Genomic DNA, 22879 nt, shown 5'->3' on the forward strand with positions numbered 1-22879 from the left:
CCCTCCGGCGAACCGATCGCCCACGGCACGCCCACGTCGTCCGGGCCCGCCGACAGGCTGTTGTCGGGCCCCTTGCGGAAGGTCGTGCCGATCGGGTGGATCGGCGGCAGGTACACCACGTCGAAGCCCATCGCGGCGATCGCCGGCAGCCGGCGCGCCGCCGTCTCGAACGTGCCGTGCGGCCGCTCCGGCGTGCCCTCCGAGCGCGGGAAGAACTCGTACCACGCCCCGTACAGGGCGCGTTCGCGCTCCACCAGCAACGGCAACGGCTCCGACGCCGTCACCAGATCCCGCACCGGATACCGGGCCAGGACGTCGTCGACCTCGGGGGTCAGCGCGGCCGACAGCCGCCAGGCGGCCGGGCGGCTCTCGTCCCGGAGCGCCTCGGCGGCCCGCAGGACCACCGTCCGTCCCGGGCCCTCGGGCACCCCGGCGGCGGCGCGTTCGTGCAGGCGCGCGCCCTCCTCCAGCACCAGGTCGGTGTCGATGCCGGCCGGGATCTTGATCTGGGCGTGGTGCCGCCAGGTGGTGACCGGATCGCTCCACGCCTCCACCCGGTAGGTCCAGTGGCCGGGCGCGTCCGGTGTGACGGACGCACCCCAGCGGTCGGTGCCCGGCGCGAGTTCGCGCATCGGCGTCCAGGGACCCGGACGGCCCTTCGGATCGGTCAGCACGACGTTGGCGGCGACCGCGTCATGGCCCTCCCGGAACACGGTCGCCGTGACCATGAAGGACTCGCCGGTCACCGCCTTGGCGGGCCTGCGCCCGTGCTGCACGACCGGACGGACGTCGAGGACAGGTATGCGCCCGATCCCGTCCGCCGCGCCGGCCGGGACTGGCCGCGGCGCCGGTGGTCCCGGGTCGGCGGCGGCGCCACGGACCGGTGGGGCTTCGGCGCGGGACGTCGGTTTCCCGGCACGGGATGTCGGGGGTGAGGACGACTGGTGGTGCTTGGCGGGCATGACCGCTCCTGTCCGCGTCATCGGTGGTGGGCGGATGGCAATGGGGAGGTGGGTCCTGCGGTGTGACGGTGTCGCTGTCGGTTGCACCCCGTGGGGGTGTGCGCCCGGGAGCGCACGGGTGGGGCGTACCGGAGGAGCCTTCCCACCCTATTCGGGTGTGCAATCCGGCACTTTGTTAACTACTCACGCGTATGTCTACGCACAAGACCGGTCCCGTTCAGGACGAACGAGACCGGTCCCCGTACTCCGCGCCGACACGTCCGCTACGGCCGCGGAATCCGCAGGAGTTCGTCCGGCGACCCGGCCCCGCGGCCGGAGATCCTGCCGGACACGGCCCGCGCCACCAGCGCCTTGGACACCTGCGCGGGTGTCGCCCCGCGATGTCCGGCCAGATACAGCGCGGCGGCGCCCGCGACGTGCGGCGACGCCATCGACGTGCCCGAGTAGGTGGCCTTCGCGGTGTCGCTCGCGGGCGACGCCGAGGTGATCGACACGCCCGGGGCGAACAGGTCGAGGGCGGGGCCGTGGTTGGAGAAGCCCGCCCGCCGGTCGGTGCGGTCGGTGGCGCCCACGGTGATGGCCTGGGACACCCCGGCGGGGGAGTACAGCGCGGCGGGCTGCCCGGCGTTGCCCGCCGCGACCGTGTACGTGACGCCGGAGGCCACGGAGTCGCGTACGGCGGCGTCCAGTTGGCTGTTGCGGGACCCGCCCAGACTCACGTTCGCCACGGCCGGCTTCCGCGCGTTCCGGGTCACCCAGTCGATGCCCGCGATGACGTCGGCGGTGCTGCCGCCGCCCGTGTCGTCCAGCACGCGCACCGACACGACCTGCGCCTTCTTGGCGACGCCGTACCGGGCGCCCGCGATCGTGCCGGCGACGTGGGTGCCGTGGCCGTTGCCGTCGCCGGCGGTCCGGTCGTCGTCCACGAAGTCCCAGCCGTACGCCGCCCGGCCGCCGAAGTCCCGGTGCGAGACGCGGACGCCGGTGTCGATGACGTACACCGTCACTCCGGCCCCCGCGGACCGCGGCCACCGGTAGCTCTCGTTCAGCGGGAGATTGGCCTGATCGACGCGGTCGAGTCCCCAGGACGGCGGATTCCTCTGCGTGTCCTCCAACGTCACCCGGGTGTCCTGCGCGACCGAGGCGACCCGGGGGTCGGCCGCGAGCCGCCTGGCCTGTCTCGCGTCGGCGTGGATGGCCCAGCCGTTGAGGACCGTGCCGTACGTATGGCTGATTTCCACCCCGTACCGCGCGGCGAGGCTCCTTCCGGCCGCCGACAGGGCCGGCGTCCCCTGTCTGAGTGTCACCACGTAGCTGCCGCTGACGGCGCCGGGCAGCCCGGCACCCCGTATCCGCCCCTCCGGTGCGGCGTGCGCGGGCGCGGTGACGGCCGAGAGCGCGGCGACACAGGTCACCGCGGTCAGGCCGGACGCCCAGCGCAGACGCCGTGTACGCGTCCGTGCCATGGTGTTGGCTTCCCCTCCTCGACTCGGCGCACGGCGGCCCTGGAACACCCGGTGCACCCGGCGTGGGCCGGCGCGCCACCCGTCACCCTCTCCCGATGCGAGAAGGCGCCACAAGGACGCCTACGGGGGTGGAACCGGCCATATCCGCCATGGCCGGACCCGTCAAGGTTGCGTCCACTTTCGGACGGGCATCCGCCGCACGACGCGCCCGGGCCACGCAAAACGCACGGTGGTGACGAAGCCCCGCATACCGATACCGTCGGTGGCCCACGGGACCCACACCGCCGTGTGTCCCCTGCCACGTGCTGCCCGAGGTGGAAAGTGAAGGCGATCCGTCGGTTCACCGTCCGTCCTGTCCTCCCCGAACCCCTGCGGCCCCTCAGCGATCTGGCGCGCAACCTGCGCTGGTCCTGGCACGCGCAGACCCGCGAACTCTTCCGCTCCGTCGACCCCGGGCGCTGGGCCGCCTCGGGCGACGATCCCGTACGCCTGCTCGGCAGCGTCCCGCCCGCACGGCTCGCGGAGCTGGCTGCGGACGAGTCCTTCCTGGAGCGGCTGGCCACCGCCGCCCGCGAGCTCGACGACTACGTCACCGGCGAGCGCTGGTACCAGCAGCAGCCCGCCGGACTGCCCGCGGCCGTCGCCTACTTCTCGCCCGAGTTCGGCATCACGGCCGCCCTGCCGCAGTACTCCGGCGGTCTCGGCATCCTCGCCGGCGACCACCTGAAGGCCGCGAGCGACCTCGGCGTCCCCCTGATCGGCGTCGGCCTGCTGTACCGGCACGGGTACTTCCGCCAGAGCCTGTCCCGGGACGGCTGGCAGCAGGAGCACTACCCGGTGCTCGACCCCAACGAGCTGCCGCTCGCCCTGCTGAAGGAGGCCGACGGCACCCCCGCCCGGATCCGGCTGGCGCTGCCCGGCGGCCGGTCGCTGCACGCCCGCGTCTGGCTGGCCCAGGTCGGCCGGGTCCCGCTGCTGCTGCTCGACTCCGACGTCGAGGAGAACGACCTCGGCGAACGCGGTGTCACCGACCGGCTCTACGGCGGCGGCAGCGAGCACCGGCTGCTCCAGGAGATGCTCCTCGGCATAGGAGGGGTGCGGGCCGTGCGGACGTACTGCCGGCTCACCGGCCACCCCGCGCCGGAGGTCTTCCACACCAACGAGGGCCACGCCGGCTTCCTCGGCCTGGAGCGCATCGCCGAACTGTGCGCGCGGGACCTCGACTTCGACGCGGCGCTGGAGGCCGTCCGGGCGGGCACGGTGTTCACCACGCACACCCCCGTCCCGGCCGGAATCGACCGGTTCGACCGTGAACTGGTCGCCCGCCACTTCGGGCCCGACGCCGAACTGCCCGGCCTCGACGTGGGCCGCATCCTCCAGCTCGGCATGGAGACCTACCCCGGCGGCGAGGCCAACCTGTTCAACATGGCCGTGATGGGCCTGCGCCTGGGCCAGCGGGCCAACGGCGTGTCCCTGCTGCACGGCAACGTCAGCCGCGAGATGTTCTCCGGGCTGTGGCCGGGCTTCGACCCCGACGAGGTCCCGATCACCTCCGTCACCAACGGGGTGCACGCCCCGACCTGGGTCGCCCCCGAGGTGTTCCGGCTCGGCGCCGACCGGATCGGCGCCCGGCGGATGGAGGACGCGCTCACCGTGGGCGGCTCCGACCGCTGGGACGCCGTCGCCGACATCCCCGACCAGGACGTCTGGGACCTGCGCCGGGTGCTGCGCGAACAACTGGTGCAGGAGGTGCGCGAGCGGCTGCGCGCCTCGTGGCGGCAGCGGGGCGCCGGGACCGCCGAACTCGGCTGGGTCGACTCGGTCCTCGACCCCGACGTCCTCACCATCGGCTTCGCCCGCCGGGTCCCCTCGTACAAGCGGCTGACACTGATGCTGCGGGACCCCGACCGGCTGATGAGCCTGCTGCTCCACCCGGAGCGGCCCGTGCAGATCGTGGTCGCCGGCAAGGCGCACCCGGCGGACGACGGCGGCAAACGGCTCGTCCAGGAGCTGGTGCGGTTCGCGGACGACCCGCGGGTGCGCCACCGCATCGTCTTCCTGCCGGACTACGGCATGGCGATGGCGAAGAAGCTCTACCCCGGCTGCGACATCTGGCTGAACAACCCGCTGCGGCCCCTGGAGGCGTGCGGCACCTCCGGCATGAAGGCGGCGCTCAACGGCTGCCTCAACCTGTCCGTCCTGGACGGCTGGTGGGACGAGTGGTTCCAGCCCGACTTCGGCTGGCCGATCCCCACGGCCGACGGCACCGGCACGGACCCCGACCGACGGGACGACATAGAGGCCGCGGCGCTGTACGACCTGCTGGAGGAGAGGGTCACGCCCCGCTTCTACGAGCGCGGACGGGACGGCCTGCCGGACCGCTGGATCGAGATGGTCCGCCGGACGCTGACCCTGCTCGGCCCGAAGGTGCTGGCCGGCCGGATGGTCCGCGAGTACGTCGACCGCCTCTACACCCCGGCCGCGCACGCCCACCGCGCGATGACCCCGGACGCGGCCCGTGAGCTGGCGGGCTGGAAGGCCCGGGTGCGCGCGGCGTGGCACGCCGTCACCGTCGACCACGTCGAGACGTCGGCCGCGGAGCCGACCGCGGAGCTCGGCTCGACGCTGAGCCTGCGTGTGCGGGTCGGCCTCGGCGAGCTGGGCCCGGAGGACGTGGAGGTGCAGGCCGTCTCGGGCCGGGTCGACGGGGAGGACCGGATCGCGGACGCCTCGACGGTGCCGCTGAAACCGGTGGGCAGTCCCGACGCGGAGGGCCGCTGGGTCTACGAGGGCCCGCTCTCCCTGGACCGCACGGGCCCCTACGGCTACACGGTCCGCATCCTTCCCTCCCACCGCCTCCTGGCATCGAGCGCCGAACTCGGCCTGCTGGCGGTGCCCTCGCAGGAGACGGGGGAGGGGGGCGGGGTGCTGTTGCGCTGACCCGGCCCGAGCCGGCCCGGACGTGATCCCCCCCACCACGGAGGGGGCGAACCCTGTGAGAATGGGGGGCGCTCCACCGTGGAGAGGGGGATCTCATCCAGTCGGTCCTGGGGAACATCGTGATCGGGTTGGTGACCAGCCTGCTCGGTGGAGGTTTCGTCTGGCTGTGGGAGCGGCTCAAGCGCGCCCGGGCGGTGAACAGGAGAGCGGCCTTCTTCGGTGTCCGGCCGGGTGAGACGTGCCTGATCGTGCTGGGCGACAAGCACAACGCGCCGGGCACCGCCGCCTACCGCGACGTGCGGGCCGTCGTCGAACTGACGCTGCTGATCGGCGAGCTGGGGTGCAGGGCCTCCGTCGAGTCCGGAGCCTTCCGCGGTGGCAACGGGGACCGTACGGAGTTCTGCGTCGGCGGCCCCGCCGGCGGCTCCAATCCCCGCACCGGCGGGCATCTCGCCGCCCATCTGCCCGGGGTCACCGTCCACCCCTACGACCGGGCCCGGCCGGAGTCGGTGGCCATCGAGGTCGGAGGGGAGAAGTTCCTCTTCGACCACGGCCACCAGGAGTACGCCCTGGTGGCCAAGTTCACGCCCGCCGAGTCCAGCCGACCCGTGTTCCTGGTGTCCGGGCAGTCGTCCGTGGCCAATCTGGCGGCGATCCACTTCCTGCGCCGGGAGTACGCGCGGGTGGCGGAACGGCTCCCGTCGGTGGAGCGGTTCTGCCTGCTGATCCGGGTGTCCGACATCGGCACGTACGAGTTCCACCGGGCGACCCTGGAACGGGACGTCACCGCCGCCGCGTTCGGGCGGTGAGGGCCGTCACTCGCCGAGGCGGGGCGACCGTCATGTGCCGTCTCCGCACAGCCTTCGCAGCACCGCCCCGCACCGTCGTGCGTACGCGTGCTGGAGGCCGCGGGTGGCGGGGCCGCCCGCGCGGGAGTACCACTTGGCCGGGCGGCTGAAGGCGTTCACGGTCAGCCAGACCGTGCCGTCGCCGGTGCGCTCCACCACGAAGGCCTCCTCGCCGCACTCGGGGTGGCCGGTCAGGGTGCCGTAGGCCCAGCCGGTCCTGCGGTACTCCTCCACCGTCCACACGACCCGGCAGGGCGCCTTGATCACGCCGGCGAGGGTGACCGTGACGTCGACGTCGGTGGCCGCGCGGTCGGCCGAGGCGTCGATGCCGACGCCCATCGCGCGGTGCATCTCCCAGGTCATCACCGCGTCGGCGGCTCTGCGGAAGACGTCCTCGCCCTCGCCTACGCGGGTGCGCACATGGAGGGGGTGGAAGCCGGACGGGCAGAAACCGGTCTCCCGGGTCGCTCCGACGTCGTCGTACGTGAAAGGCCCCAAAGACATAGTCCCCAAGAGTAGGGCGGCACCCGGGACGCGTTCGTCCCGGGTGCCGCCCGCCGGTCAGGACCGGGTCAGCTCACGTTGACCGCTGCCCAGGCGGCCGTCACCGCCTTGTACTCGGTGCTGGTGGAGCCGTACAGGGCGGACGCCGCGTTCAGCGTCGCCGTGCGGGCGCCCGCGTAGTTCGTCGTCGACGTCATGTACGACGTCAGCGCCTTGTACCAGATCTGCACGGCCTTGGCGCGGCCGATGCCGGTGACCGTCGAGCCGTTGGAGGTCGGGGAGTTGTAGCTCACCCCGTTGATCGTCCGGGCGCCGCTGCCCTCCGCGAGGAGGAAGAAGAAGTGGTTCGCGGGGCCCGAGGAGTAGTGCACGTCGAGGTTCTTCAGGCTCGACGACCAGCTGTCGGCGGACGCGCCGTCCTTGCTGGGCTTGTCCATGTAGCGCAGCGGCGAGCCGTCGCCGTTGATGTCGATCTTCTCGCCGATGAGGTAGTCGCCGGCGTCGGAGGAGTTCGCCGCGTAGAACTCCACCGCCGTGCCGAGGATGTCCGAGGTGGCCTCGTTGAGGCCGCCGGACTCGCCCGAGTAGTTCAGGCCCGCGGTGTTGGAGGTGACGCCGTGGGTCATCTCGTGGCCCGCCACGTCCAGCGAGGTCAGCGGGTGGGTGTTGCCCGTGCCGTCGCCGTACGTCATGCAGAAGCAGCTGTCGGACCAGAACGCGTTGACGTAGGCGTTCCCGTAGTGCACGCGGGAGTAGGCGGCCCTGCCGTCGTTCTTGATGCCGTTGCGGCCGAAGGTGTTCTTGTAGAAGTCCCAGGTGACCTGGGCGCCGTAGGCGGCGTCCACGGCGGCCGTCTGGTCGCTGGTCGAGCTGGAGGCGCTGCCGGTGCCCCAGACGTCGTCCGCGTCGGTGAACAGGGTGCCCGTGGCCGAGCTGGTGCTGCGGGCCTTGTTGTACGTCTTGTGGCCGCCGCGCGAGGTGTCGTACAGCTGGTACGTCGACCCCGACGCGGTGGTGCCGAGGGTGACGGTGCCCGAGTACAGGCTCTTGCCGCTGCCGGTCTCGACGCCCTGGAACTCGTAGAGCTTCTCGCCGGTGGCGGCGTCGGTGACGACGTGCAGCTCGTTCGGGGTGCCGTCCTCCTGGAGGCCGCCGACGACCGTCTCGTACGCGAGGGTGGGCTTGCCGCTCGCCGCCCAGATCACCTTGCGGGGCGCGCGGTCGGCCTCGGTCCGCTCGGCGCCGGCCGCCTCGGCCCGCTTCAGGGCCTGGCCCTCGGCCTTCGCGGCGCTGATCGCCGGCTTCAGCGAGGACACCTTGATGGCGGCCTTCGTCGCCTTGGTCACGCCTTTGCGCGCGCCGGACGCCGACTCGTGGACGACCAGGTCGCCGCCGAGGACGGGGAGTCCGGCGTAGGTGCGCTCGTAGCGGGTGTGGACGGAGCCGTCGGCGTCCTTGACGACGTCTCTGACGACCAGCTTCTCCTGGGCGCCGAGGCCGAGTTCCTCGGCGGTCCCGGCGGCCTCGGCCTGCTGGTCCTGGATCAGGGCGGTGCGCGCCGCGGGCGCCAGCGCGACCGGGACGGCGAGCGGGGTGGCCTCGGCGCCGGCGGCGGGGGCCGCGGACGACGTCCCGGTGGTCAGGGCGGTGGTGAGGAGTGCCCCGGCCGCGACCGCGGTGGATATGGCCAGGGTGGTGCGCTTGCGACGCGCGTAGAGGGGGGTCACACGGGCTCCTTGGTGGGGGAAGGACGGGAGTTCTGTGCGGCGGGTGGTGGAAGAGTGACATCTAAGTCGCGTACATGTCATGAGCCCGCGATGATGTTGACCTGAATTTGACCGTCCGGTCAATGTTTCTGATATGTGAACGGGCGCCGCCCCGGCGGGAGTTGAACCCACCGGGACGGCGCCCCGTACCGGGACGCACCGCGTGCGCGCGGCCTACGGGAAGGTCAGCTTCCAGCTGTTGATGTAGCCGGTGTCGAGCGACGCGTTGTCCTGGACCCGCAGATTCCAGACACCGTTGGCGGCCTCGGAGGAGGCGTTCACGGTGTAGGTGGTGTCGATGTTGTCCGCGCTGCCACCGGTGCCGTAGGCCTTGAGGACGTACACGCTGCCGTCGGGCGCGACGAGGTCGACCTTGAGGTCACCGATGTAGGTGTGGACGATGTTCACACCGACCTGGAGGTTGGACGGCGCGTTGCCGGTCCGCCCCGACACCGTGATCGGCGAGGTGACCGCCGAGCCCCGGTCCGGGATGGCGACGTCCGCGGTGTTCTCGAAGGCGGTGCCGCCACCGCCGCCCCCGTCGGAGCGCGTACCGACGTTGACGCCCGCCCAGGCGTCCTGGACCGCCTTGTACTCGGCGCTGGTGGTGCCGTACAGCTCACCGGTCGCGGCCAGGGTGCCGGTGCGGGCGGCCGCGTAGTTGGTGTTCGAGGTGAACTTCGTGGTCAGTGCGCGGAACCAGATCTTCTCCGCCTTGGCGCGGCCGATGCCGGTGACCGGAAGGCCGTCCGAGGTGGGCGAGTTGTAGGTGACACCGTTGATGGTCTTGGTGCCGCTGCCCTCGCTCAGCAGGTAGAAGAAGTGGTTCGCGGGGCCGGACGAGTAGTGCACGTCGACCGAGCCGATGCCCGAGTACCAGGAGTCCTTGGACGCGCCGTCCTTGCTCGGCTTGTCCATGTACCGCAGCGGCGAGCCGTCGCCGTTGATGTCGATCTCCTCGCCGATGAGGTAGTCGCCCACGTCGGAGGAGTTGTTGGCGTAGAACTCGACGGTCGAGCCGAAGATGTCGGAGGTCGCCTCGTTCAGGCCGCCGGACTCGCCGCTGTAGACGAGGCCCGCGGTGTTGGAGGTGACGCCGTGCGTCATCTCGTGGCCGGCCACGTCGATCGACGTCAGCGGGTGCGTGTTGCCCGAACCGTCGCCGTACGTCATGCAGAAGCAGCTGTCGGACCAGAACGCGTTCACGTAGTTGTTGCCGTAGTGGACGCGGGAGTAGGCGCCGACGCCGTCGCCCCGGATGCCGCTGCGGCCGTGCACGTTCTTGTAGTAGTCCCACGTCAGCGCGGCGCCGTAGTGCGCGTCGGCCGCCGCGGTCTCGGCGTTGGACGCCGAGCCGTTGCCCCACACGTCGTCGGGGCCGGAGAACAGCGTGCCGGTGCCCGAGGTGCCGCGGTTGAGGTTGTACGTCTTGTGGCCTCCGCGCGCGCCGTCGGTCAGGTTGTACGTCGAGCCCGACTGCGTGGTGGTGAGCGTGACCGCGCCGCTGTACGTCGTGTTGCCGGTGCCGGTCTCGATGCCCTGGTACTCGTAGAGCTTCTCGCCGGTGGCGGCGTCGGTGACAACGTGCAGCTCGTTCGGGGTGCCGTCCTCCTGGAGGCCGCCGACGACCGTCTCGTACGCGAGGGTGGGCTTGCCGCTCGCCGCCCAGATCACCTTGCGCGGCGCCTTGTCGACGTCCGCGGTCCTGGCGTCGCCGGCCTTCGCCACGGCCAGCGCCTGCTTCTCGGCCTTCGCGGCGGGGACGGCGGCGGTCGTGGTGGCCGGCTTGATCGCGGCGCGGGTCGCCTTCACGACGTCCTTGGTGGCTCCGGACTTCGTGGTCTCCACGACCAGGTCGCCGCCGAGGACGGGCAGGCCGTCGTAGGTGCGCTCGTAGCGGGTGTGGACCGTGCCGTCGCCGTCCTTGACGACGTCACGGACGACCAGCTTCTCCTTGACACCGAGGCCCAGGTCCTTCGCGGTGTCCGCCTTGGTCGCGTTGGCCTCGCGTATGAGTTCGGCGCGCTGGGCGGGGGTGAGCTTGACCGACTCGGCGCCCGGGAGCACCTGGCCGGCGGTCTGCGGGGCCCGGGGCGGGGCCGCGGTCGCGGCGCCCGTCTGGACGGCTGCCGCGACGAGCGCGGCGACGCCGACGAGGGCCACGGCGGCGGCCCGGCGGCGGGGGGTGTGGGGAGTGCGTCTGTGGGAGGACCTGTCTCTCAACACTGACTCCTTCTGCGCGGCCGCGGATCACGCGGCCAGGGGAGACCGGCCGGCGGGTGGGCCGTCCGGGCAGATCGTGGTGGTACGCAGAACGACGTGCGCGTGCGGAGCTCGGCCGCGGCCACCGCCGTGCGGCGGGGCTGTGGGGTTGCTGCGTCGCGGCCGTGGGAAGAGTGGCAGGTGATTGCGGTTTCTGTCAGGGGCGCGTCAGGAAGTTGGCCGGAAATCGTTCGTTGTCCGGGAATTCACGTTCGATAAACGGACTGGCCGCCTCAGGCGTCGATCCGCTCCAGATCGCGCAGCCACGCCCTCGCATTGCCGTCGGAGGGCGCCCGCCAGTCGCCGCGCGGGGAGAGCGAACCGCCGGCCGACACCTTCGGGCCGTTCGGCATCGCGGACCGCTTGAACTGTGCGAATGCGAAGAAGCGACGGCAGAAGACCTCCAGCCAGCGCCGGATCTCCGCCAGGTCGTACGCCCCCCGCTTGGCCTCGGGGAAGCCGGGCGGCCAGGCGCCGGCCTCCACGTCGTGCCAGGCGTGCCAGGCCAGGAAGGCGATCTTCGACGGCCGGAAGCCGTACCGCAGCACGTGGAAAAGGGTGAAGTCGTGCAGCGCGTACGGCCCGATCTTCGACTCCGTCGACTGCATCTCCTCGCCCGGCACCAGCTCCGGGCTGATCTCGGTGTCCAGGATCGCGGTCAGCGTGCGGCCGGTCTCCTCCTCGAACTGGCCGGAGGCGACGACCCAGCGGATCAGGTGCTGGATCAACGTCTTCGGCACCCCGCCGTTGACGTTGTAGTGGCTCATCTGGTCGCCGACGCCGTACGTCGACCAGCCGAGCGCCAGCTCCGACAGGTCGCCCGTGCCCAGCACGATCCCGCCGCGCTGGTTCGCCAGCCGGAACAGGTAGTCGGTGCGCAGACCGGCCTGCACGTTCTCGAAGGTGACGTCGTACACCGGCTCGCCGGACGCGAACGGGTGCCCCATCTCCCGCAGCATCAGCCGCGCGGTGGCCGTGATGTCCAGCTCCGCCGCGGTGACGCCGAGCGAGTTCATCAGCTTGTGGGCGTTGTCCTTGGTGTGGTCGCTGGTGGCGAAGCCCGGCAGCGTGAACGCCAGGATGTCGCTGCGCGGCCGGCCCGCCCGGTCCATCGCGCGGGCCGCGACGATGAGCGCGTGCGTGGAGTCCAGACCACCGGACACCCCGATGACGACCTTCGGGTTCCCGATCGCGGCCAGCCGCTGCTGGAGCCCCGCGACCTGGATGTTGTACGCCTCGTAGCAGTCCAGCGCGAGGCGGTCGGCGTCCGCGGGGACGAACGGGAAGCGCTCCAGCCGGCGCCGCAGGCCCAGGTCGCCGGCCGGCGGGTCCAGCAGGAACGCGATCCGCCGGAAGTCACCGGTGCGCGCGGCGTGGGTGCGCCGGTTGTCGTCGAACGTGCCCATCCGCAGGCGCTCCTGGCGCAGCAGGTCCAGGTCGACGTCGGCCACCGCGAACTGGTCGTCGGCGGAGAAACGGTCCGTCTCCGCGAGGAGCACGCCGTTCTCGTAGATCATCGTCTGCCCGTCCCAGGACAGGTCCGTGGTCGACTCGCCCAGGCCGGCCGCCGAGTAGACGTACGCCGCCAGACAGCGCGAGGACGCCGAACGGCACATCAGCCGGCGGTCCTCGGCCCGGCCCACCGTGATCGGGCTGCCCGACAGGTTCGCGAGCACCGTCGCACCGGCCAGCGCCGCCTCCGCGCTCGGCGGCACCGGCACCCACATGTCCTCGCAGATCTCCGCGTGCAGCACCAGCCCCGGCACGTCCCGCGCCTCGAAGAGCAGGTCCACCCCGAACGGGACCTCCTCGCCGCCGATCCGGATGGTGCCGCCGCGCTCGTCGTCCCCGGCCGCGATCTGCCGCTTCTCGTAGAACTCGCGGTAGTTCGGCGGGTACGACTTCGGCGCCACGCCGAGGATCCGGCCCCGGTGCACGACGACCGCGCAGTTGTAGACCCGGTTCCGGTGGCGCAGCGGGGCGCCCACCACCAGCACCGTCAGCAGGTCCGCCGAGCCCGCGACCACCGTGTCCAGCGCCCGCTCCACGTCGTCGAGCACCACGTCCTGGAGCAGCAGGTCCTCGATGGAGTAGCCGGTCAGCCCCAGCTCGGGGAAGACGGCGACCGCCACCCCCTCCTCGGCGCACCGCCGCGCCTGCCGCAGGGCGGCCTCCGCGTTGGCCTGCGGATCGGCGAGGACGGTGTGACCCGTGCACGCGGCCACTCGCGCGAAGCCGTGCTGGTAGATCGACCAGAAGTTCAATGGACCGTGCTTTCTGCTGGGCGTTCCGCGGTGTGTCGGGCCTCTAGTACCCCGTCGAGCATAAATCTTCCGATCATGCGACCCCGGATCCAGGTTCCCCGGCCTCAGGCGGGCCGCTCCCCGTGCCAGGACCGCCACAGCGCCGCGTACGCCCCGCCGGCCGCGACCAGCTCCTCGTGCGTGCCCAGCTCGGTGAGCAGACCGGCCTCCATCACGGCCACCCGGTCGGCGTCGTGCGCGGTGTGCAGCCGGTGGGCGACGGCGATGACCGTACGGCCCCGCAGCACGGCGGCCAGCGCCCGCTCGGTGTGCCGGGCGGTCGTCGGGTCGAGCAGGGCCGTGGCCTCGTCGAGGATCAGGGTGTGCGGGTCGGCCAGCACCACCCGCGCCAGGGCGAGCTGCTGCGCCTGCGAGCCGTCCGTGGGGCTGCCGCCGTCGCCGAGCCGGGTGTCCAGGCCGGCGGGCAGCTCCCGCACCCAGCCGTCGGCGCCGACCGCGGTGAGGGCGGCCCACAGCGCGTCGTCCGGCGCCGACGGCTCGGCGATCCGGAGGTTGTCGCGGACCGTGCCGAGGAAGACGTGGTGCTCCTGGGTCACCAGGACGACCTGACGGCGCAGCTCCTCCGGGCCGAGTTCGGACACGGGCACCCCGCCGACCGTCACCGAGCCGGCGGTCGGCGCGTCCACGCCCGCCAGCAGCCGGCTCAGCGTCGACTTCCCGGCGCCCGACGGGCCGACGACGGCCAGGCGTTCGCCGGGCCGCACCGCCAGATCGACACCGCCGAGGACCTCGCCGCCCCGGTCGTAGGCGTAGCGCAGGCCCGTCACGTCGATCCGGTCGCCCTGGGGGGACGGACCGGCCGCGTCCGCCGCCTGCGGGGCGCGGGCCAGCCCTTCCACCCGGGCGAACGAGGCGCCGCTGCTCTGCAGTTGCTCCACCCGCATCAGGATCTCGTCCAGCGGGCCGGTCATCTGCTGGAGGTACAGCGCCGCCGCGACCACCGTGCCCAGGCTGACCGCGCCGCGCGCGTGCAGCGCCCCGCCGGCGAGCAGGACCGTCACCACCGGCACCAGATAGGCGATCTCGACCGACGGGAAGAACACCGAGCGCAGGAAGAGGGTGTGCAGCCGGGCGCGGCGCGAGACGTCCAGCGCGTCACGGCTCGCCGCCACCCGCCGGCGCTCCAGCCGCAGCGCCTCCACGGTGCGGGCGCCGGACGCGGTGGCCGCGAGGATCTCGGCGACGTCGGAGTTGGCCGCGCCCTCCGCGAGGTAGCCGGCGCGGGCCCGGCGCAGGTACCAGCGCAGCCCCGGCCACAGCACGGCCAGGCCGAGCAGCCCGCAGGCGCCGAGCAGGGGGTCCAGCACGACCACCGCGACCAGCAGGAACAGCACCTGCACGCCGTTGATGAGCAGTTCGGGTCCGGCGTCCCGCAGGGTGGTGCCGACGGCGGTCACGTCCGCGGTGCCGCGCGCCGTCAGGTCACCGGTGCCGGCCCGCTCCACGACCGACGCGGGCAGCGCGAGCGTACGGCGGACGTACTCCTCGCGGACCCGGGCGAGGGTGCGTTCGCCGAAGCGGTGGCCCACGTAGCGGGCCCAGCGGGCCAGGAGCAGCTGTGTCAGCGCCGCCACGAGGATGGCCAGGGCCAGCCGGTCCACCGCCGACACCCCGGAGCCCGCCCGGACCTCGTCGACGATGCGGCCGAGCAGCCAGGGCGCGGCCAGACCGGCGAACGCCGCGGCCGCGTTCAGGGCGAGCACGGCGGTGAAGGCCCGGGCGTCGGAGCGGATCAGGCGGGCGGTGGCCCGGCGGACGTCCCGGCGCCCGGCCACCGGAAGGGCCCCACGCGGGGCCCGCTGAGCGTGTTGTCCGTCCGTCACCGCACGACCTCCTCGGCGTCCTCGTCCCTGGCCACCAGGGACCGGTAACCGGGCTCGCCGTCCAGCAGGGCGCGGTGGGTCCCGGTGGCCGCCACCTTGCCGTCGACCAGGTAGTGCACGACGTCCGCGCGGTCCAGGACGAGTGGGGACGTCGTCGTGACCACGGTGGTGCGGCCGGCGCGGTCGGCGCGCAGCCGCTCCGCGACCCGCGCCTCCGTGTGCGCGTCCAGCGCCGACGTGGGCTCGACGGCCAGCAGCACCTCCGGATCGGCCAGCAGCGCACGCACCAGACGGACCCGCTGGCGCTGCCCGCCGGACAGATTGCGGCCCTGCGCGTCGACCGGGGAGTCCAGGCCGTCCGGCAGAGCGCGGACGATGTCCTCGGCGACGGCGGTGCGCACGGCCCGGCCGATCGCCGCCTCGTCCCGGTCGGTTTGCCCGGACACCAGCTCGCGCAGCGGGCCCGCGAACAGGTCCGCCTCGTGATCGGCCACCAGGACGCGCTCCCGCACCCGCGCCGCCGGGATCTCGGCCAGCGGTACGCCGCCCCAGGTCGCCGCCGACGGCGTGTACCGGCCGAGGCGGTCGACGACGGCCGCCGCGTCGGCGGGCCGCGCCCCGGCCAGCGCCGTCAGCCGGCCCGGAAGGACCCGCACCCCTGACTCGGGGTCGTGCAGCGGCGCCGGTTCGGCGGGCGCGTCCCGGGTGCCGGTGTCCTCCATCGGCTCCAGCCGCAGGAACCGCACGACCCGCCGGGCCGCCACCACCCCCCGGCTGACCTGGTAGCCGCACTCGATGAAGAACGCCACCGGCCCCACCAGCACCGCGACATAGCCGTACACCGACACCAGCTCGCCGACCGTGATCGCGCCCTGGGCGGCGAGCCGGGCCGCCAGCCAGGTCACCACGGCCAGGAACAGCGTCGGCATCCCCACCCCGAGCGCCTGCACCCAGCTGGTCACCGCGCCCACCCGGTATCCCTGCGCCCGCAGCCGCTGCGAGTCGCGCCGGAAGGCGTCCGCGACCAGGCCCTTGCCGCCCAGGCCGTTGAGGACGCGCAGTCCGCCCGCCAGGTCGGTGATCCGCGCGGTCAGCACCCCCTGGAGCTCCCGGTACTCCGTCTCCGTGCCCTGCAGCCGTCCCAGCAGCGGCCCGACCAGGACCCCGATCAGAGGCATCCCCAGCAGCACCACGAACGCGATCGGCACCGACACGGACACCAGCAGCCCGGCGACCACCAGATAGGCGACGACCGCGCCCACCCCCGGCCCGACGACGGTCAGGGACGTGCTGATGGTCTGGACGTCGCCCACCCCGATGGTGACGACCTCCCCGGCGCCGATCCGGCGCGGCAGCGCGGCACCCAGGCGCACCGCGTGGTCGACCAGCACCTTGACCGTGCGGAAGTTGGCGTCCATCCGCACCCGGGTCATCGTGCGGTGCCGCATGATGCTCAGCCAGGCGTTGAACACGCCCACCACGAACAGGGCGGCCGTCCAGCCCCACAGCGCGCGCCGGTCACCGTCCGCGAGCCCGTCGTCCACGGCACGCGACAGCAGGTAGGGGGTGGCGGCCAGCAGCACCATCCACACGCTGGAGATCAGCGCCCCGGCGGCGGACCGCGCCGCCTGCCGCCCGACCAGCCACCCCAGATACCGCCAGCCGCCCCGCCGGTCGGGCTCGCCCGGGTCCCCGTACGCGTCGATCATCGTCCCCCGCATCCCGTCCGCCGTCCTCACACCGCCCGGCGCCTCACGCCAGGCTGTCCCGCCACGCCCGGTGCAGGTCCGCGAAGCGGCCCGTGCCCGCGACGAGGTCGGCGGGCGCGCCGTCCTCGACGATCCCGCCGTGCTCCATCACCAGCACCCGGTCGGCGATCTCCACCGTGGACAGCCGGTGGGCGATGACGACGGCCGTGCGGCCCCGCAGGACCGTCGCCATCGCGCGCTGCACGGCCCGCTCCCCGGGGATGTCCAGCGAGCTGGTCGCCTCATCGAGGATCAGCACCGCCGGATCGGCGAGCAACGCGCGCGCGAACGCCACGAGTTGCCGCTGTCCCGCCGAGATACGGCCGCCCCGCTTGCGCACGTCGGTGTCGTAGCCGTCGGGCAGCGCGGTGATGAAGTCGTGCGCCCCGATGGCCTTCGCCGCCCGCTCGATCTCCTCACGGGGCGCGTCCGGCCGCCCGATCGCGATGTTCTCGGCGACCGTGCCGGAGAACAGGAACGCCTCCTGCGTCACCATGACCACCCCGCGCCGCAGCTCGGGCGCCGCGAGGTCGCGCAGGTCCACGCCGTCCAGCAGGACCCGCCCCTCGGACGGGTCGTAGAACCGGGCGAGCAGCTTGGCCAGCGTCGACTTGCCCGCCCCCGTGGAGCCCACGACCGCCACGGTCTGCCCGGCGTGCAGGGTGAGCTCGAAGCGGGGCAGCACCTCGCCGCCGGTGCGGTAGGCGAACCGGACGCCGTCGAAGACGACCTCGCGGCCGGGGTGCCCGCCCACCCGCGCCGGGAGTTCCCTCGGCGTGGCCGGATCCGGCACGGACGGCGTCTGCGCCAGCAGACCGGCGATCTTCTCCAGGGACGCCGCCGCCGACTGGTACGAGTTGAGGAACATGCCGAGCCGGTCGATCGGGTCGTACAGCCGCCGCAGGTACAGCACGGCCGCCGCCAGCACTCCGAGGGCCAGCGTGCCCCCCGCGACCCGGTGGGCGCCCCACAGCACCATCCCCGCGACCGCGGTGTTGGCGACCAGCCGGGAGCCGACGACGTACCGGGCCATCTCCAGCAGGGCGTCGCCGTTGGTGCGCTCATGCCGGTGGTTGAGGACCCTGAAGCCGGCGTCGTTGGCGCGCTCGCGGCGGAACGCGCGCACCGGGCGGATGCCGTTCATCGTCTCCACGAACTTCACGATGACGGCCGCGATCGCGGTGGACCGCTGGGTGTACACGCGCGCGGCCCGCCGCCGGTAGGAGCGCACGAGCAGGTACAGCGGCACGAGGGAGGCCACGGCCACCGCGCCCAGCCCGAGGTCCAGCCACAGCAGCATCGCCGAGATGTAGACGAACGACAGGATGACGGTGACGAGTTCCTGCAGGCCCTCGTCGAGCAGCTCGCGCAGCGACTCGACGTCCGTGGTGGAGCGGGAGATCAGCCGGCCCGAGGTGTAGCGCTCGTGGAAGTCGACGCTGAGCGCCTGCGCGTGGCGGAAGATACGGCCCCGCAGATCGAGCAGCACGTCCTGGTTCACCCGGGCGGACGCGCGGAAGAACGCGTACTGCAGGCCGCCGGAGGCCACCGCGCACAGCAGATAGCCGGCCGCGACCGCGATCAGCGGCCCCAGGTCGTCGCGCCGGAACGCCGGGACCGCCGAGTCGATGGCGTACGCCACCAGCAGCGGCCCCGCCTGCACGGCCGCCTGCTGGAGCAGCAGCAACAGCGTGGTCACGACGACCCGGGCCTTCATCGGGGCCAGCAGGGACCGCAGCAGCGCGGCCGTGGCACCCGGCGGCGAGGGCAGGGCGTCGTGGTCGAACGGGTCGTCCGGGGTTCCGGTGCGCTCGTCCGGGCGGCCCGTGCCCGGCGGGGTGGCGGTCGTCGCCGTCATCGGGCGGCCTCCTCGGTTCCGGCCATGAGATGCGCGTACTCGGCGTTGTCCCGCAGCAGTTCGTGATGGGTCCCGACCGCGGCGACGCGGCCCCCGGAGAGCAGGGCGACGCGGTCCGCCAGCAGGACCGTCGACGGGCGGTGCGCCACGATCAGGGCGGTGGTCTCGGCGAGGACGTCCCGCAGGGCGGCCTCGACCAGCGCCTCGGTGTGCACGTCCAGGGCGGACAGCGGGTCGTCCAGCACGAGGAAGCGGGGCCGGCCCACCACCGCGCGGGCGAGCGCGAGACGCTGGCGCTGGCCGCCGGACAGGCTCAGCCCCTGCTCACCCACCTGCGTCGCGGTGCCCTGCGGCAGGTCGTGCGCGAAGCCGGCCTGCGCGACCGCCAGGGCCCTCTCCAGCTCGGGGTCACCGGCGTCCGCAGCGGCCCCCATGAGAACGTTGTCCGCGACGCTCGCGGAGAACAGGGTGGGCTCCTCGAAGGCGACGGCCACCAGGGCGCGCAGCTCCTCGCGCGGCATCGCCGTGATGTCCCGGCCGTCCAGGGTGATGCGGCCGGACGTTAGCTCGTACAGCCGGGGCACCAGCGCCGTCAGCGTCGTCTTGCCGCTGCCGGTCGCGCCGACGAGCGCCATGGACTCGCCGGGCCGGATGTGCAGGTCGACGCCGTCCAGGACGGGCGGCGAGCCCTCGGGGGCGTCCGGGTAGCGGAAGCGCACGCCCTCGAAGCGCAGCCCCCGGCCGGTTCCGTCCTGCGGCGCCTCCGCCACCTCGCGGCCCTCCGGCAGCGCGTCCATGACCTCGAAGTACCGCTCGGTCGCCGTCGCCGCCTCCTGGCTCATCGCCAGCAGGAAGCCGATCGAGTCCACGGGCCAGCGCAGCGCCAGCGCCGTCGACAGGAACGCCACCAGGGTGCCCGCCGACAGGTCGCCGTCGGCGACCCGCACCGTCCCCAGCACCAGGGCCGCGCCGATGGCCAGCTCGGGGAGCGTGATGATGACGGCCCAGATCGTCGCCAGCAGCCGCGCCTTGTGCAGCTCCGTGCCGCGCAGCGTCCGCGCCATCTCCCGGAACGCCCGGGCCTGGCTGCGGTGGCGCCCGAACCCCTTGATGATCCGGATGCCGAGCACGCTCTCCTCGACGAGCGTCGTCAGATCGCCGACCTGGTCCTGCGCGCGCCGCGCCACCAGTGCGTACCGCTTCTCGAAGACGACGCACATGACCATCACGGGCACCGCCGGCACCAGGATCACCAGCCCGAGCGTGACGTCCTGGACCAGCATGATGACGACGCCCGCCAGGATCGTCACACTGTTGACCAGCAGGAACGTCAGCGGGAACGCCAGGAACATCCGCACCAGCATCAGATCGGTGGTGCCGCGCGACAGCAGCTGCCCCGACGCCCACCGGTCGTGGAACGCCACCGGCAGCCGCTGCAGATGCCGGTACAGCTCCGCGCGCATCGACGCCTCGACCCCGGCCAGCGGCCGCGCCACCAGCCAGCGCCGCAGCCCGAACAGCAGGGCCTCCCCTATGCCGAGGAGCAGCAGGAACAGCGCGCCGAGCCACACCCCCGCCGAGTCGCGTTCGGTGACCGGGCCGTCCACCATCCACTTCAGGACCAGCGGGATGACCAGCGCCAGACAGGAGGCGACGACGGCCACGGCGGCGGCGGTGAACCACCGCGCACGCACCGGCCGCACGTACGGCCACAGGCGCAGCAGGGTGCGCACGGCGGATCGGTCGGACCTGCTCCCCGGGGTTTCACGTGTAGTGGCCATCAGCAGCGAGCCTACGGATCGCCACTGACACTTCCCACCGAGTTTTGGCCGGACCCCGGTCCGCCCCTGGTCCTACGACCTGCGTGTTCGACGGGCCGTACGCAGGGACATGGGCGAGTTCGTACCCCGACCATCATCCGATCGGGGGATGCTTTCTCGCGCGGACGAGCGGGGCGTCCTCGGCCGATCAGCCGGCCACCCGCAGCAGCAGCACGGCCCGCTCCGGCACGGTGATCTCCGTCCCCGCCGGATGCTCCACACCCGGCGCCCGGTCCTGCTCCTCCCGCGAGGTGTCGACCACCACCTCGTACCGCCGCGCCCACGGCGCCCCCGGCAGGACGAACCGCACCGGCCGGTGGCCGGCGTGCAGGACCACGAGGAAGCTGTCGTCGAGGACGGGCGCCCCCCGCTCGTCCCGGCCCGGGATGTCCCGCCCGGACAGGTACATGCCCAGCGTGGCGGCCGGCGCGTACCAGTCCGCCTCCGTCATCTCCGTGCCGCTCGCGGTGAACCAGGCCAGGTCGCGCAGCCCGTCCGCCGAGTGCGGCCGGCCGGAGAAGAACGCGCGCCGGCGCAGCACGGGATGCCGGTGGCGCAGCGCGATCAGCCGCGCCGTCAGGTCGGACAGCGCCTTCCAGCCCGGCTCCTGGAGCAGCCCCCAGTTCAGCCAGCTGATCTCGTTGTCCTGGCAGTAGGCGTTGTTGTTGCCGCGCTGGGTGCGTCCCATCTCGTCGCCCGCCACCAGCATCGGCACACCCGTCGACAGCAGCAGTGTGGTCAGCAGGTTCCGCAGCTGGCGCCGCCGCAGCGCCAGGACCTCCGCGTCGTCCGTCTCGCCCTCGGCTCCGCAGTTCCAGGAGCGGTTGTCGTTCGAGCCGTCCCGGTTGCCCTCGCCGTTCGCCTCGTTGTGCTTGTGCTCGTAGGACACCACGTCCCGCAGCGTGAAACCGTCGTGCGCGGTCACGAAGTTCACCGAGGCGTAGGGCCTGCGCCCGCCCCACGCGTACAGGTCGCTCGACCCCGACAGGCGGTACCCGAGGTCCCGTACGTCCGGCAGGGCACCGCGCCAGAAGTCCCGCACGGCGTCGCGGTAGCGGTCGTTCCACTCCGTCCACAGCGGGGGGAAGGCGCCGACCTGGTAGCCGCCCGAGCCGACGTCCCACGGCTCGGCGATCAGCTTCACCCGCCGCAGCACCGGGTCCTGCGCGATCACGGCGAGGAACGGCGACAGCATGTCGACGTCGTGCATCGAGCGGGCCAGCGCGGCGGCCAGGTCGAACCGGAAGCCGTCCACGCCCATCTCCGTCACCCAGTACCGCAGCGAGTCGGTGATGAGCCGCAGGACGTGGGGCTGGACGACGTGCAGGGTGTTCCCGCAGCCCGTGTAGTCCGCGTAGCGGCGGGCGTCCGCCTGCAGCCGGTAGTAGCCCCGGTTGTCGATGCCCTTCAGCGACAGCGTGGGGCCCAGCTCGCCCGCCTCCGCCGTGTGGTTGTAGACGACGTCGAGGATGACCTCGATCCCGGCCGCGTGCAGGGCGCGCACCATCCGCTTGAACTCGCCGACCTGCTGGCCGGTCGTCCCCGAGGCGGCGTACGCGGCGTGCGGGGCGAAGTAGCCGATGGAGTTGTAGCCCCAGTAGTTGCGCAGACCGCGCCGCAGCAGGTGGTCCTCGTGCGCGAACTGGTGCACCGGCAGCAGCTCCACGGCCGTCACCCCCAGCTCCACCAGGTGCTCGATCGCCGCCGGATGCGCCAGGCCGGCGTAGGTGCCGCGTAGTTCGTCCGGGATGCCGGGGTGCAGCCGGGTGAAGCCGCGCACATGCAGCTCGTAGATCACGGAGTCGGCCCAGGGCGTCTTCGGGCGGCGGTCGTCCTGCCACTCGTCGTCGGGCGCGTCGTCGTGCACGACCACGCCCTTGGGGACGTACGGCGCCGAGTCCCGCTCGTCGCGCACGGTGTCCGCGACATGCTGCTGGGGCCAGTCCCGGACATGGCCGTACACCTCGGGCGGCAGGCCGAAGTCGCCGTCCACCGCGCGCGCGTACGGGTCGAGCAGCAGCTTCGCCGGGTTCCAGCGGGCGCCGGTCCACGGGTCCCAGCGGCCGTGCACCCGGTAGCCGTAGCGCTGCCCGGGCATCACCCCGGGCACGAAGCCGTGCCAGATCTCGTGCGTCAGTTCGGTCAGCTTGGCGCGCGTCTCCTTGCCCCGCTCGTCGAACAGGCACAGCTCCACCGCCTCCGCCCCGCCCGCCCACAGCGCGAAGTTGGTGCCCGCCACCCCGTCCGGGCCCACCCGGAAGCGGGCGCCGAGCGGCACCGGCGTGCCCGGCCACACGGGCACCCCCGGGGCCCTGCCGCGTGACCCGTTCACGACGGTGGCCGGGCGCCCCTCCTCAGCGGCGACCGCCCCGGCCACCGCCTCCTGCTCGGCTGCGCTCGACACCTGACGGCCTCCCACGGCTCAGGGACCACACACGTATGGGAAGGGGGCCGCGGTCGTCCCGTGCCGCGGCCCCCCGTCGCGTCGTCTCCCCACTGTTCTGCCCACCGCGTAGCTCGCACTCACGTTTCCCCAGGGGCCCCCCGTCGTTGGGGTC

Annotated in this window: 13 protein-coding genes; 2 read left to right on the forward strand and 11 right to left on the reverse strand. The window is 73.0% G+C overall.

Annotated elements, in window-relative coordinates:
• On the reverse strand, positions 1 to 962 hold a 962-nt coding region (locus tag ACFRAC_RS28975; RefSeq protein WP_382933892.1), incomplete at its 3' end, for a maltotransferase domain-containing protein.
• A 263-nt stretch (positions 963 to 1225) separates the two neighbouring features.
• Positions 1226 to 2428, reverse strand: a complete 1203-nt coding sequence (locus ACFRAC_RS28980) for a S8 family peptidase (RefSeq protein ID WP_382933898.1) — start codon at positions 2426 to 2428, stop codon at positions 1226 to 1228.
• 321 nt (positions 2429 to 2749) lie between these two features.
• Here ACFRAC_RS28980 and ACFRAC_RS28985 point away from each other — a divergent pair, with 321 nt between their 5' ends.
• Both ACFRAC_RS28985 and ACFRAC_RS28990 read left to right on the forward strand, forming a co-directional pair.
• Positions 2750 to 5368 (forward strand): glycosyltransferase family 1 protein, encoded by a 2619-nt coding sequence (locus tag ACFRAC_RS28985; protein WP_382933902.1) that lies wholly within the window; start codon positions 2750 to 2752, stop codon positions 5366 to 5368.
• 119 nt (positions 5369 to 5487) lie between these two features.
• Entirely contained in the window at positions 5488 to 6177 is a 690-nt protein-coding gene (locus ACFRAC_RS28990; protein ID WP_382933906.1) for a hypothetical protein, read from the forward strand.
• Between the two features lie 30 nt (positions 6178 to 6207).
• On the opposite strand, the gene ACFRAC_RS28995 is transcribed toward ACFRAC_RS28990, so the two are convergent.
• From ACFRAC_RS28995 to glgX, 9 genes are all read right to left on the reverse strand, one after another.
• Positions 6208 to 6720 (reverse strand): DUF1990 family protein, encoded by a 513-nt coding sequence (locus tag ACFRAC_RS28995; RefSeq protein WP_382933912.1) that lies wholly within the window; start codon positions 6718 to 6720, stop codon positions 6208 to 6210.
• A gap of 68 nt (positions 6721 to 6788) precedes the next feature.
• Complete coding sequence (locus ACFRAC_RS29000) at positions 6789 to 8447, reverse strand: M4 family metallopeptidase (RefSeq protein WP_382933915.1); 1659 nt, start codon at positions 8445 to 8447, stop codon at positions 6789 to 6791.
• Between the two features lie 213 nt (positions 8448 to 8660).
• Positions 8661 to 10709 (reverse strand): M4 family metallopeptidase, encoded by a 2049-nt coding sequence (locus ACFRAC_RS29005; protein WP_382933919.1) that lies wholly within the window; start codon positions 10707 to 10709, stop codon positions 8661 to 8663.
• A gap of 272 nt (positions 10710 to 10981) precedes the next feature.
• Positions 10982 to 13012: an NAD(+) synthase gene (locus tag ACFRAC_RS29010; RefSeq protein WP_382933927.1), complete on the reverse strand. Its 2031-nt coding sequence runs from the start codon at positions 13010 to 13012 to the stop codon at positions 10982 to 10984.
• A 104-nt stretch (positions 13013 to 13116) separates the two neighbouring features.
• On the reverse strand, positions 13117 to 14895 hold the full coding sequence (locus tag ACFRAC_RS29015; RefSeq protein ID WP_382933936.1) for an ABC transporter ATP-binding protein: 1779 nt from the start codon (positions 14893 to 14895) through the stop codon (positions 13117 to 13119).
• Positions 14892 to 16604, reverse strand: coding sequence for an ABC transporter ATP-binding protein (locus ACFRAC_RS29020; protein ID WP_382934263.1), 1713 nt, complete (start codon positions 16602 to 16604; stop codon positions 14892 to 14894). Before ACFRAC_RS29020 ends, ACFRAC_RS29015 begins: the two co-directional genes overlap by 4 nt.
• A gap of 43 nt (positions 16605 to 16647) precedes the next feature.
• Complete coding sequence (locus ACFRAC_RS29025; RefSeq protein ID WP_382933945.1) at positions 16648 to 18501, reverse strand: ABC transporter ATP-binding protein; 1854 nt, start codon at positions 18499 to 18501, stop codon at positions 16648 to 16650.
• A complete protein-coding gene (locus tag ACFRAC_RS29030) occupies positions 18498 to 20282 on the reverse strand; it encodes an ABC transporter ATP-binding protein (protein ID WP_382933960.1) in 1785 nt (594 codons plus the stop codon). Before ACFRAC_RS29030 ends, ACFRAC_RS29025 begins: the two co-directional genes overlap by 4 nt.
• 187 nt (positions 20283 to 20469) lie before the next feature.
• Positions 20470 to 22725, reverse strand: a complete 2256-nt coding sequence (gene glgX / locus ACFRAC_RS29035; protein WP_382933966.1) for a glycogen debranching protein GlgX — start codon at positions 22723 to 22725, stop codon at positions 20470 to 20472.
• Positions 22726 to 22879 lie beyond the last annotated feature (154 nt).

This window comes from Streptomyces sp. NPDC056628, assembly GCF_042792555.1.
Classification (GTDB): Bacteria; Actinomycetota; Actinomycetes; order Streptomycetales; family Streptomycetaceae; genus Streptomyces.